The sequence below is a fragment of the Streptomyces sp. NPDC057438 genome, from assembly GCF_042802995.1.
In the GTDB taxonomy this organism is placed as follows: domain Bacteria; phylum Actinomycetota; class Actinomycetes; order Streptomycetales; family Streptomycetaceae; genus Streptomyces.
Map to the genome: position 1 here is coordinate 80,902 of NZ_JBHVDD010000030.1, position 12,324 is coordinate 93,225.

The 12,324-nt window shown below is 72.3% G+C and carries 11 protein-coding genes; 6 read left to right on the forward strand and 5 right to left on the reverse strand.

The features are described 5' to 3' along the window. Positions 1 to 7 precede the first annotated feature (7 nt). Positions 8 to 289: a SelT/SelW/SelH family protein gene (locus ACFU5F_RS18860; RefSeq protein ID WP_383888230.1), complete on the reverse strand. Its 282-nt coding sequence runs from the start codon at positions 287 to 289 to the stop codon at positions 8 to 10. Then, positions 286 to 1,200: a HipA family kinase gene (locus ACFU5F_RS18865; RefSeq protein WP_383888233.1), complete on the reverse strand. Its 915-nt coding sequence runs from the start codon at positions 1,198 to 1,200 to the stop codon at positions 286 to 288. Before ACFU5F_RS18865 ends, ACFU5F_RS18860 begins: the two co-directional genes overlap by 4 nt. Positions 1,201 to 2,315: 1,115 nt before the next feature. Between ACFU5F_RS18865 and ACFU5F_RS18870 the strand changes: the two genes are divergently transcribed. The 3 genes from ACFU5F_RS18870 to ACFU5F_RS18880 all read left to right on the forward strand — a co-directional run bounded on the left by ACFU5F_RS18870 (position 2,316) and on the right by ACFU5F_RS18880 (position 5,071). After that, a complete protein-coding gene (locus tag ACFU5F_RS18870) occupies positions 2,316 to 3,014 on the forward strand; it encodes a DUF5994 family protein (protein ID WP_383888236.1) in 699 nt (232 codons plus the stop codon). 487 nt (positions 3,015 to 3,501) lie between these two features. Further along, positions 3,502 to 4,269, forward strand: a complete 768-nt coding sequence (locus ACFU5F_RS18875; RefSeq protein WP_383888239.1) for a GAF and ANTAR domain-containing protein — start codon at positions 3,502 to 3,504, stop codon at positions 4,267 to 4,269. Between the two features lie 85 nt (positions 4,270 to 4,354). Further along, entirely contained in the window at positions 4,355 to 5,071 is a 717-nt protein-coding gene (locus tag ACFU5F_RS18880) for a GAF and ANTAR domain-containing protein (RefSeq protein ID WP_383888241.1), read from the forward strand. A gap of 162 nt (positions 5,072 to 5,233) precedes the next feature. Here the strand turns inward: ACFU5F_RS18880 and ACFU5F_RS18885 are convergent, their stop codons facing one another. The 3 genes from ACFU5F_RS18885 to ACFU5F_RS18895 all read right to left on the reverse strand — a co-directional run bounded on the left by ACFU5F_RS18885 (position 5,234) and on the right by ACFU5F_RS18895 (position 8,355). Next, the gene (locus ACFU5F_RS18885) at positions 5,234 to 5,596 is read right to left on the reverse strand and encodes an ANTAR domain-containing protein (RefSeq protein ID WP_383888243.1); all 363 of its coding nucleotides are present in this window, start codon (positions 5,594 to 5,596) and stop codon (positions 5,234 to 5,236) included. A gap of 405 nt (positions 5,597 to 6,001) precedes the next feature. Continuing rightward, the gene (locus tag ACFU5F_RS18890; protein ID WP_383888246.1) at positions 6,002 to 6,289 is read right to left on the reverse strand and encodes a hypothetical protein; all 288 of its coding nucleotides are present in this window, start codon (positions 6,287 to 6,289) and stop codon (positions 6,002 to 6,004) included. Between the two features lie 287 nt (positions 6,290 to 6,576). Continuing rightward, complete coding sequence (locus ACFU5F_RS18895; protein WP_383888248.1) at positions 6,577 to 8,355, reverse strand: IucA/IucC family protein; 1,779 nt, start codon at positions 8,353 to 8,355, stop codon at positions 6,577 to 6,579. Between the two features lie 254 nt (positions 8,356 to 8,609). Here ACFU5F_RS18895 and ACFU5F_RS18900 point away from each other — a divergent pair, with 254 nt between their 5' ends. The 3 genes from ACFU5F_RS18900 to ACFU5F_RS18910 all read left to right on the forward strand — a co-directional run bounded on the left by ACFU5F_RS18900 (position 8,610) and on the right by ACFU5F_RS18910 (position 12,309). Further along, positions 8,610 to 10,112 carry an IucA/IucC family protein gene (locus ACFU5F_RS18900; protein WP_383888251.1) on the forward strand — a complete coding sequence of 501 codons (1,503 nt, stop codon included), beginning with the start codon at positions 8,610 to 8,612 and terminating at the stop codon, positions 10,110 to 10,112. Between the two features lie 110 nt (positions 10,113 to 10,222). Continuing rightward, the gene (locus ACFU5F_RS18905; protein WP_383888254.1) at positions 10,223 to 11,494 is read left to right on the forward strand and encodes a VWA domain-containing protein; all 1,272 of its coding nucleotides are present in this window, start codon (positions 10,223 to 10,225) and stop codon (positions 11,492 to 11,494) included. Continuing rightward, entirely contained in the window at positions 11,494 to 12,309 is an 816-nt protein-coding gene (locus ACFU5F_RS18910; RefSeq protein WP_383888257.1) for a hypothetical protein, read from the forward strand. The genes ACFU5F_RS18905 and ACFU5F_RS18910 overlap by 1 nt, the downstream gene beginning before the upstream one ends. Positions 12,310 to 12,324 lie beyond the last annotated feature (15 nt).

Here is a 12,324-nt window from a genome sequence, read left to right on the forward strand (position 1 = left end):
GGCCGCCCTACTCCCCGGCGGACCTGTCCGAGTGGCCCAGGGATCTTCCCGGGGCCACTCGGTCGCGTACGGCCTGCTTGACGGCCGTCGGCTCCGGGAAACCCTGTGCGCGACGGTCCCACACCACCTCGTCGTCGACCCGGACCACGAAGACACCACCGGTCCCCGGCTTGAGCGACAGCTCGGTCAGCTCCGTCTCGAAGGTGGTGAGCAGCTCCTGCGCGAGCCAGGCCGCGCGCGGCAGCCAGCGGCACTGGGTGCAGTACTCGATCTGTACGACGGGACTCATCCGAGATGCACCGACCAATCCTGTTCCGCCGCCGGTTCGCCATGCAGGTCGGGGACCTGTTTGAGCCAGTTCGGGCGGCCTCGCCGGGTCCTCGCCGCACGCTGGGCCTGCTCGGCGGCGAGTTCCTCCGGGGTGGGGAAGTCGGTGGGGAGCCAGGCGGCGGAGGCACCCGCGCGCGCGTGGAGGTAGCGGACGTAGGCGTCGCGGACCTCGTCGGGCGACGCGAAGCCGTCCTCGGTGGACAGCCAGGCGTCCGGGACCTCGGCGACGATCCGCCGCAGCAGTTCCTCCGTCACCTTCGGCGCGAGTTCGGCGTCCGCCGCGCGCACGTCGGGGGCGTAGTGGCCGAGGGCGTGGTGGCGGAAGTCGTACGCCTTGGCGGGGTCCGAGGCGTCCCAGCGGTGGTGGAAGACGAGGGCCGCGCCGTGGTCGATCAGCCACAGGCGCGCGGGGGTGACGCCGAGCGTGGGCCAGATCATGAGGTTCGAACTGTGCACGGTGCGGTCGACGTTGACGGTGAGGGCGTCGAGCCAGATGATCCGGCCGGCTTCGAGGGGCTCCACCCGGAACTCCTGCGCGACCTCCGGGGTGAAGTCCTTGGCGCCCGGCAGGTAGTCCATGCCGAGATTGAGGCCGGCGCTCGCACCGTGCAGCTCCCGCACCTCCTGGTGGGGCTCGCTCTCGGCGATCACCGGGTCGAAGTGCGCGAGGACCAGCTCGGGGAAGCGCAGGCCGAGCGCCCGCGCCAGCTCACCGACGATCACCTCGGCGACCAGCGCCTTGCGCCCCTGCGCGGAGCCGGTGAACTTCACGACGTACGTACCCAGGTCGTCGGCCTCGACGATGCCGGGGACAGAGCCGCCCGCCCGGAGAGGTTCGACATAGCGGGTCGCTTTGACTTCCCTCAACACTTTCTCAGACCACCCTGCTTCATCGACCTTGCAATCCATGAACAATCTCGGAGGCGTCCGGACAACGGGGTGTCCGACAGCGGGACATGCCCGTCATCGGCTCATATGCGGTCCCCACTGCCTGACCAGCAGTCCGTCGACGGTCGCCCGCCCTTTGTCCATGGCCTTCGGCATGAAGTGAGCATAGTAACCGAGGGTGATCGCCGGTGATGGGTGTCCGAGCCTCGCACGAGCCGGGCCGGCCGATCGGCGAGCGCCCGTCGCCGAGGGCTGCGGGAGAGGCCCTGCTCGTCCGTGCGTGGCTTGCAAACGGTCCAGGTGATCGCGAGGACGTGGCCGGACGTCCCGCGCTGGCCGTGGCCGGACGTCGTGCGCCGTCCGATGCTCCACGGAAGGGGCCTGTGCGCCGCCGGTGAGCCGGTCGGCGTCGCCCTCACGCGTCCGCCGCGGCCTCCTTCCTCGGCACGGCGACTGGTCCCGTCCGGGCACACCACCCGCGGCGCCGGGTGTCCGCCACGGACCGTACGCGGGCGACGGGGAACGAGCCGGGCGAGTCCCGCGCCATCGTCCAGGAGCGGCTGTGGTCGCAGGCCGAGATGTGTCTGCTGTGGCCGAAGAACGACGAAACGCCGGATGCCCGAGATGTGAACCGGGCATAGCATGAAAGCGGGTCGGCACACTCTCACGTGCGACCGGCCTGGAAGGGCGACCCCGGTGTGCAGACGCCGGGGTCGTTGGAGGACGGCGTGATCCGTTCCGCCGGCGTCCGAAGCGCGTCCACGACGTCGCGGACCCGAAAGGGCACGAGGTCGGCGCTCTGGTGGCGGTCAGCCCGGACACCGCCACCGACCGGGCGCCTGCGATGTGTCCTCGACACCTTCGCCGACGCTCCGCGCGAGGCGCAGACGAGGCCGAGAGCGCCTACGACGAGGCCACCGCCCAGCTCATGAGCGCCCTCGCAGAACGGCGGCGTGTCCCGCATGCAGGGACCGGGACCCCGAGACACGGTCCGGCGAACTCCGGCAGGCACTGAGGCAGCACCGGGAGATCACGCGACGGCTGCTCAACCTCCAGGGCCGGCCGGAGGTACGCATCGCGGCAGAGCGCGGAGTAGTGTGGTCACTACCGAGGGCATTTCGCACACCGGCTTCCACGCCGGGTCGTTCTCGGCGAGAGATGAAACCCGGGCCGCCGCAGAGGCGGTCCGGAGACGGGTTCGCATCATGACGGCGACCTTGCTCCCCACTCCGACGCACCACACGGCTGCCCCGGCCGCCCGTCTCGCGTTGAAGACCGACGGCGCGTCCCGCGGACTCCTGGACGGGGCCTGGTGGCCCCGCTCCCGAGATCTGCAGGGGGAACTGCCCGCACTGACCGACGTGCTGGACCCTCTCTGGGGCCGCATCACCCGCATCGCCGTCAACCCGACGCACTGGCCGGTCGTCCCCCGCAAGGTTCCCGTGGACGGCCACGTCGTCAAGATCGGCTGGTTCACCGCGGAAATAGACCCGCACAAGCTACTGCTGCTCTCCCACGGCGCCGGTCGCTGGGACCTGCTGGTCATCCCGCCCGAGACAGGGGCGGAGTCGGCGGCCCGGCTCATGGCAGCCGCGTCCGACCACGAGGGTCCGCCACTGACAGCGAGCGCGTTCATCGCCGCGGACGAGGCGCGGTACGGCGTCTGCGCGAGCTCCGAACCACTGGACCCGGACGAATCATGGGAGTACGAGGGCGGTGCCTCCACGGTGTCCGCGGCCGCTCCGCAGCGGACCGGGCCGCCCAGCCGGGCCAGCCGTCTGATCATCGGTATGTGAGGGGGCGGCTGTGAACGTCCTTCTGACGGCCGCCGCCTTCGTGGTGCTCATCGCAGCGGGGGCCTACGTGATCCATCGGCTCAACACCCAGCACGCCGACAGAATCGCCGCACGCCGGTACAGCGCCGCACCGCCCGGCCGGCGCAGTAGCGGCGGACCGCAGCCGCCGGTGGGAACGGACCGGTCCGAGTCGTCGGTCGGCGGCGAGCGGAGGGACCAGCGCGACGAGGGCCCTGCCCGCTTCCCGCCAGGCCGCAACCGTAGGGCTCGCCCCAGGTGACCAGCCGGTTTTCCGCCATGGATGCCCACTGGGATCGCCGACCCGGCTCGTACCACCGGTACGCCCGGGAACCCGTCGGAGCCTGGCGTATCCGGCACGCTGCGCGGGCTGCCGGGCCGTCGTCGCGCGGGCAGGTGCACCCCTCGGGGCGCGCCCTCACGGCGGAGCCGGAGCGCCTCGTCACCACCCCTGGAGGCGGTGACCCGGGTGGGGCCTGACAGCCGATCGGACCGCATACGGCTGCTGGTCGCCGAGCAGGCGGTCCGACGAGGCGCCCGGGTCGGTGTCGTGGATGTGTGCACCGCGGCCGTGGCCGCGCTGCCGGTCGGCGGTGCAGGGCTGTCGGCGATGTCACGGTCCACCGCGAGCCACCCTCTGTACAGCACCGACGACATCAGCGAGCAGTTGGAGGAGCTCCAGCTCACGCTCGGCGAGGGGCCCTGCGTGGACGCCTTCGCGAGCGGCTCGGCCGTTCTGACACCCGACCTGCTCGCCGCTGAACTTCCTTTTCGCTGGGCCGTGTTCACCGATGCGGCTCTGAGAACAGGAGCTCGCGCACTGTTCTCCCTCCCCTTGCGGAAGGGCGCGATCAGCCCGGGAGTCCTGGACCTGTACGCCGGCGTTCCGACCGTACTGGACGCGGAGGAACTGGCCGACGCCATGGCGTTCGCCGACCTCGCGACACTGCTCCTGCTCGACGCAGGGATCGCCGAGACGGGCGCTCCCACCGACGGGCCGATGCCGGACCTCGGCTGCGCGGACCTGGGCGCGTATCGGGCGGAGATCGACCAGGCCAGCGGGATGATCACGGTCCAGCTCGGAGTCGGCATCGAGGAAGCCTTCGTCCGGCTCCGCGCCTACGCCTACGCGCGGGGACGCCGGCTCGCCGACGTGGCCGCGGATGTGGTGGCCCGTCGGCTTCGTTTCTCACCGGACACGGACACGGACACGGAGCCGGTGCAGTCCGATGAGTAGACCTGACCTGTCTTCACCGGCCGAGCAACAGGCCGTCCTTCCCGGCTCTCCGGGCCGGGACCGGTCTCAATCGAGGGTGCCCACCATGAACCAACAACTTCTGGCCAAGACCTTCGTCGAGCTTGCCGACAACCTCGTCGCCGACTTCGACCTCATCGATTTCCTGTGCCTGCTGACCGACCGCTGCGTCGGCATTCTCGACGCGAGCGCCGCCGGGGTGCTGATCGCCGACCAGGACGACAGACTCCGACTCATGGCCGCCTCGGACGAACAGGTGCGCCTGCTGGAGCTCTTCCAGCTGCAGAACGACGAAGGCCCCTGCCTCGATTGCTTCCGCACCAACACACCGGTGGTCATCCACGACCTGACCCGGGAGATAGACCGCTGGCCGCGCTTCGTCACGGCGGCCCACCACAGCGGCTTCGGGGCGGTGCAGGCCCTGCCCATGCGCCTGCGGGCGGAGACCGTGGGCGCCCTGAACCTCTTCCGCGCCGCCCCTGGCCCCTTCGACCCGGCCGCCACCCTCATCGCCCAGGCGCTGGCGGACGTCGCCACCATCAGCCTGCTGCAACAACGCACCGCTCAGCGCAGCACGATGCTCAACGAGCAACTGCAGACAGCACTGAACAGCCGGGTGCTGATCGAACAGGCCAAGGGAAAGCTCGCGGAACGCCGGGGAATCGACATGGAACAGTCGTTCCGCTCCCTGCGCGGCTACGCCCGCGCCCACAACCGGCGCCTGGCCGACGTGGCCCGCGCTCTCATCGACGACTCCGAACCTCTCATCGGCCTGGGGTCCTGACCCACACCCTCGCGGAGACCCGCTACCGGCGGGTCTCCCAGGCGTGCGCAGCGGAAGCCGTGGCCCGCCCCTGGGCCGCTGGGCCTGCGCGAAACCGCGCACGGCCGTGTGCCGCGGCGCAGTTCCCTTACGCGCCGCGGCACATGCTCGACCCGGAGTTCGTCACGGAAGTGCCGTTCCCGTCGCGTGGAAGCGTCGCAGTGCTCCGCGCAGCTCCCGCCGTACCGGTTCCGGAAGGCTCCGGTCCTCGGTCGTGGCGACCAGGGCCTCGGCCACGTCCCGGAGCTTGGTGTTGCTGCGCTGCGACACGCCCACCAGCAGGTCCCAGGCTCTTTCACGGGAACACGATGCCAAGGCCATGAGCATGCCGCGCGCCTGGTCGATCACCTCCCGGCTCTCCATCGCTCGCGCCAACTGCTGGTTTTCGGCGCGCAGTTCGACGACCTCGGCCAGCAGTACCGCATGCGCCGCCGACGGCACGGTCGGCAGCCGCTGATCCACACCGGGCGGGGTCACCTGGCGCATGGCACGTACCTCACAGCGCAGTCGTCCCGTCCAAAGGTGTTCAACGACATGGCAGTTGCCGTTCTCCGGCCGCGCCGGGCTCGTAGGCCGGTCCCCACCGTGGCCATGGCCGGCTCATCGGTGGTGGTGTCCACATGGACCGCCTCAAGGACACCGGTCTTGCGCGATTCCGCGTCAACGACATCGCGGTCGCGCCGTTCCCGGACGCCGGCTGCGTGAGTCATGGGCCTCTCCCCACCTCGATGACCCGCCTGGGGAACGTGAGTCGCGCCCCCGGTCCCGCACCGGACGTCGACGAGGCGTACGACGCGGCTCGCTCCGGGTCCGCACCGGTGTCCTGTGCCGCAGGTGTGTTCCACAGGGCCTCGGCCCGCGGATCCCGCGCTTCCCGGACCACTTGACGGGTCATCCACGGCGTTCACGGTCCTGACGGTCCTCGCGCCGCAGGCGCGCCCGGTGCTGACGGCTGTAGCGTCGGTCCCAGCGGTCCTGACGATTCCGGCGGTTCTCGTAGTCGCGATAGTCGCGACAGTCGCCGCGATCGGACCCGTCGCCACGGATCCGGCCTCCCCCACGATCGCGGCCGTGGCGGGTGGCGACGAACAGCATCACCGCCGCGGCCACCCACCAGAGGGGGTCGAGGAAGCCGAGGCCGAACAGGACCGCGATAGGGACGAGAAGCACGACGAACACGATGGGCCTCCCCAGGAACGGAACACAGCGTCGACGCCGGGGACTGGGGCCTCACCCCACAGCGTAGCCCTGCCCAAGGGTCACGGATACCGTGCGACGCCAACGTGTGCCGCCCTACGTGAACGGCCGCTCGACACCTGTCGGGAAATCCGCCGCAAGGGCAGGCGTGCGAACTGCCGCCCCTTGGCGGGCACGATCTGCCGCCCGCCGCGTCGCACGGTCACTGCGCGCGGCACACCGGTCACTGTGCACAGCGCGCCGGTCACTGCAGATCGGGTGGCGGGCGTTCAGACGGACGGTCGCCCGGCTCGGCCGGGCGTCCGCCTGACCGGGTTGGGCAGCGGCAGGTAGCGCGCGTCCGCTCCGTCCGCGCCGGTCCACCTCAGCAGCAGATTCGTCTTGCCCGGCAGCGTGGGCGAGTCGAGGAGGCCGGTGGCCTCCGGCACGTCACCGTGGCGCGCCAACTCCCTCCGTACGGCGGGCCAGGGGTCGATCCCGGGGTGGTGTTCGACCAGGGCCGCGGCGATCTCCAGGAGGTTGTTGACGAAGAGGCAGTAGACCAGCCGCTCCCAGCCCGCCTCGCGTGTCACGTCCGGGAGGAGCTTCACGCCCTCGGCGTCCCGGTACAGGGCCCGCACGGCCGTTCCCGAGGGGTCGCAGGCGATGAGGGTGTTCTGCAGGTGGGCCTCCAGGACGACACCGTGGTCGTGGAAGGCGGCGAGGGCCGGGGGGACGACCGCGCGCAGATACGCCTCCCACCAGGCGCCGGGGTCGGTGGCGCGGGCCAGCGGGTTGTCCGGGAAGGCGTCGGTGTCCTCGGTGAGGGCGGCGGCGAGGAAAGGGGTCGTGCCGGGGGGCACATGGCCGCGCAGGCCGTCCCGCACGAGGACCGCCAGCTCCTCGAAGGCGAAGTCGGCGGTGCGGTAGCCGCGGTCGCTCAGCCAGGCACCGGGCGCCCCGCCGAAGGCCTCGGTGACCGCCCGGTCCGTCCGGCGCAGCCTGAGCAGGTCGTGGCGCCACAGGCGGCGGATGTCGTTGGTGATCCGCACGTCCAGGCTGAACTTGAGGAAGAGGTCGGGGGCGACCGGCCCGGATGCGGGCGGGGCTTCGGGCACGTACAGCGTGCGGATCGCCGCCGTCGGCCACACCTCGGTGTCCGTCCGGCCCAGTCGGACGAGGCGGCCGTCGGCGAAGGCGTCGGTCAACCGAGCGCCCACAAGGTCGAGTTGCCAGGGATGGGCGGGAAGGAGCCGGTAACCGGGCGGAGGCGCACCCAGCGCGTCGAGGGCACTGGTGTCCCCCTCCTCGACCACCGCGTCAGCACGGACCCCGAGGAGGACCAGCGGGAACGCGGCATACGCCTCGGGTGCGTAGGGCAGCCAGCCGGTGACCGGGCCGCCTCCGCGGGCCTTGGGGGCGGGGTGGAACGGGTGACCGGTGATCAGGGACTGCTCGGAGCGCCGGTACGGGTCCTCGGGCGCAGGAGTGCGGGCGCGCGCGGCGAGGAGAGCGGCCACCGCCTCGCGGCTGTCGAGCATCTCGGCGGGCAGTTCGGGGTTGGACAGACCGGTGAGGGCGCGGAGTTCCCCGGCGGTGAGGTCGACGAGTCCGGTGTGGTCGAGCGTCTGCCAGGCACCCGCCGTGCGCACCTCGGGGTGCGTGGGACGCCGGGTGCCGCGCACACGCAGAAGCCGCCCCCCGGCCCGGAGACGATGCACCACGACCCCGTCCGACGAGGCGACGGGCTCCGCCGCTTCCCGCAGAAGACAGTTGAGCAGCGGAGCGGCGGCACGGGCGTCGGCGGCGGGACCGAAGGCGTCATCGGGGTCGTCGCCGGACGCGACGCCGGCGCCGTGAGCCCGGCCGTCACCGTCACCGTCACCGTCACCGAACGGGACACCCGCGTCGCGACCCGCCGGGCCGCTCCCTTCGCCGGGCGGGACGTCACCTCCGCGAACCGGCCATGTACCGCCGTCGGACGGATCCTGCGCGGCGCCGGACGGTTCGGGGGCGAAGTCGGGCAGGCCGGGGGTGCCACGAGGCGGGTCGGTGTCCACGGGGTCCATTCGTTCCTTACGGTGCACTCGTGATCAGTATGTCTGCCCGTCGCGCCGCGTCGCGACGCTGTCGGGTGCGGTTCCGGCGGGAGACGGTCGCGGGCCGTCCCGTCCGGGGGACCGTGCGCGTCGGCGTCGCGACGCGGCCACGTGGGGTTCCGCCGCGCCGCCGTCGGGCGTCGCGGCGGAGGCGGGCGGGCAGTGGTCGTACGCCGATGCCGATGCGGGTTCCGTACCCGTCCCTCACCCGAGGAGCCCGTTCCGTGGACCGTCACCCGTTGTCCGACGCCGAGACGACGCTGGGCGCCGAACTGGGCGTCGTGCGCCCCGATCTGGCGCTGCCGTACACGACCGCCCTGCCGGGCGCCCGAGCGGCCGTGCTGTCCCGGCTGTGGCGCGGCCTCGTCCATGAGCCGGTGCCGTGGGTGGTGCGCCGGGACCCGGCCGGGGCCGACGGGGTCACGCTCCATCTGGCCGACGGCCGCCGGCTGCACGGCCCCGCAGTGGACCCGTACAGCACCGCCGCGCACACCGGGGAGGTGTGGTGCGACGAGCGGCCCTACGACCGTCCGGCTCGCCTCATGGCCGCCCTCGCGGTGCCGCACAGCGCCGCCTTCGCCGTCGAACTCGACCACAGCGTGGCCTCGCTGGCCCTGTCCCGGGCCGGTCGGGCGGCAGCAGTCACGCCACCGGCCACCAGCTGGGAATGGGAGCAGCTGATCGTCGACGGCCATCCCTTCCACCCCAACTGCCGTTCCCGTCCGGGGTTCTCGGCGGGTGACCAGCTCGCGTACGGGCCGGAGCACCGGCAGGTCGTCCGGCTGGGCCTGGCACCGGTGCGGGACGCGGCGGTCGTCGGGGAGTGGCCGGACGAGTTCCGGGACGGCGGGCGGGTGCTGGTGCCGGTGCATCCGTGGCAGGCGGCCCATGTCCTCAAGTGCCCGCTGGGGCAGGTGATCGAGGCGCACCCCCTGATGTCGCTGCGCACCCTCGCCCTTGCGGACGGCGGCCCGCACGTCAAGACCGCGCTGAGCGCCCGGCTGACCTCGTCCGTCCGGGACATCTCCGTCTACTCGATCGAGACGTCGGCGATCGTGTCGGACTTCATGACGGAGGTCGCCGGCCGCACCGAGGGACTGCTGCACGTCACGCGCACCCTCGGCGCGGTCACCGCCGGTTCGCCCGATCTCGCGGCGGTGCTGCGCGAGTCACCGGAGACGTACGCGGACACGGCGACGGGCGAACGGGTCCTGCCGGTGGCCGCGCTCGCGACGACCGAGCTGCCCCGTTCGCCGTCCTGGCTGGCGGACTTCGCCCGGCTCGCGCTCACGGTCTCCCTCCGACTGCTCGACCTGGGCGTGGCCCTGGAGGCACACGGCCAGAACCTCCTGGTGGTCCTGTCCCCCTCGGGTGCCCCCCGCCGGCTCGTCTACCGGGACCTCGCGGACATCCGGGTCAGCCCCGCGCGCCTGGCCCGGCACGGCGTCCCCGCCCCGGCGATGAGCGGCCGCATCGTCACGGACGACGAGACCGTCCTGCGCCGCAAGCTGTTCGGCGCCCTGATCACGGGCACGCTGGGCGCCACGGCCGGTTCGACACCCGTGCTGCGCGAGGCGCTGTCCACCGCCGTACGGGATGTGCCGCGCACGCCCGATCTGGCCACGCTGCTGGAGGGGCCCGTACCGACGAAGGCGCTGACGCTGATGCGCCTTTCGCCGGAGCGGCCCGGCGACATCTGGGCGGAGGTGCCGAGTCCGCTGCGGTGACCCGACGGGGCCCGAAGGGGCCGTGCGCGCCCGTCGTCCGCCCGGTGAACGGACCGTCAACAGGCGGTCTCGTTTTGAAGCGTGGCCCTCCGGATCAATAGGATCCGCCGATGATCACAAGACAACGGCTGGCGGCAGGGGTGTTCGTCCTGCTCGCCGTCCTGACGGCCGGGATCGCGGTCCCGTCCACGGCCGTCGCCGACGAGACCACGGCCACCGCGCCCAAGGTCAACCTCCTGCTGGACGTCAGCGGTTCGATGCGGGCCAAGGACATCGACGGCCAGTCCCGCATGTCCGCGGCGAAGCAGGCGTTCAACGAGGTGCTGGACGCCACGCCCGAGGAGGTACAGCTCGGCATCCGCACCCTGGGCGCCGACTACCCGGGCGACGACCGGAAGACGGGCTGCAAGGACACCGCGCAGCTGTATCCGGTGGGGCCGCTGGACCGTACCGAGGCGAAGACGGCGGTGGCGACGCTCGCCCCGACCGGCTGGACCCCGATCGGCCCGGCGCTGCTGAAGGCGGCCGACGACCTGGAGGGCGGCGAGGGCACCAAGCGGATCGTGCTGATCAGCGACGGTGAGGACACCTGCGCCCCGCTCGACCCGTGCGAGGTGGCCCGCGAGATCGCGGCGAAGGGCATCGGCCTGACCATCGACACCCTCGGCCTGGTCCCGAACGCCAAGATGCGGCTCCAGCTGAGCTGTATCGCCGAGGCGACCGGCGGCACCTACACCTCGATCGAGCACGGCGACGAACTCACCGAACGCGTCAATCAGTTGGTGGACCGGGCCGCCGACCCGGTGGTCGTGCCGAAGGCGGTCGAGGGCGCCGAGGCATGCGCGAAGGCGCCGAAGCTCACGTCGGGTCTCTACACCGACCGCGAGGAGTTCGCCGGGCAGCGCTGGTACCGCGTGGACGTGAAGCCCGGTCAGGAGCTGCGGGCCGCGGTGAGCGTCGCGGCCGACCGCGACGTCAACCCGGACTACGGGGTGCTGCTGCGCGCGGTGACCAGCGAGAACCGCGAGATCGTGCGCGGCGAGGCGGCCGGCAACGGCCGTACCGACGTCATCTCGACCGGTCTGCGCTATCCGAAGGCGGAGGACGAGGACGACTCCACGGACGCGGACAGTGCCGAGACCGTGTGCCTCCAGGTGACCCACTCCTACTCACCGGCGACCGGCGTGAAGACCACGCCCGGTCTGCCGCTCGAAATCACCGTCGACGTCGTGGAAGGGCCCGACCAGGCCGGCGATGTGGCCTCCTTCGGCCTCGGCCGTGGCTGGTGGCTGCTGGGTGTGCTGGTGCTCGTCGGGTTCCTGGCGGGTGTGCTGTGGGGCTGGCTGTCACGCTGGCGGGTCGCGGTCTGGAGGACCAACTGATGCGGATCACACGTGTGCTGGGCGCGGCCCTGCTGACGCTCGGCCTGGCCGTGTCCCCGGCGGTCGCCGACTCCACCCCCTCCGCGAGCCCCGCGAAGGACGGTGACGCGCCGACGGAGGCCGGTACCTCCTTCCGTACGGCCACGGAGTTCGAGCAGGGCGAGACCGCGACGGCGAACGCCTCGACCGGCGACTACCTGTACTGGTCGTTCCCGGCCGACGCGGGGCAACGGCCCACCGTGCGGGCGACCGTGAAGCTGCCCGAGGGCGCCGAGTCCGCCTCCGCCTGGCAGCTCGACGTGTACGACGGACTGCGGCGCCGCCAGGCCTGCCAGTACGGGGCGCAGACCCGGACCGCCGCGGCGGGGGCGGGCTCCGTCGAGCTGTCCTGCACCCTGCGCACGGTGCGCGCCTGGTCGGAGCCGTGGGCCGACGATCCGCTGCCGGGCACGTACTACCTCCGCCTCACCACGATCCGGCTGGCCACGGCCGACCTGGGGCTGCCCGTCGGCGCCGAGGTCGGCGTCGAGTCGAAGGACATGGGCGGTGCCGCGGCCGTCGACGGCTCGCTGGCACAGCCGCTGGTGCCGGGCATCGCCGTCACCTCCGCCCAGGAGGAGGCCGAGGACGGCTCCTCCGCCGAGGCCGTCCTCTCCTCGCTGGAACCCGACGACGGGTGGGCTTCCGGCTGGTGGAGCGACCGCTGGGTGTGGACGGCGCTGGGCGCGGCGCTGGCGGCGCTGGCGGGCATCGGGGGCTACACCCTGACCAGGGGCTCGGGCCGCCCGGCCCGGGTACCGCCGCCGGGCGCCTGACCGTCGCCCCCGGGG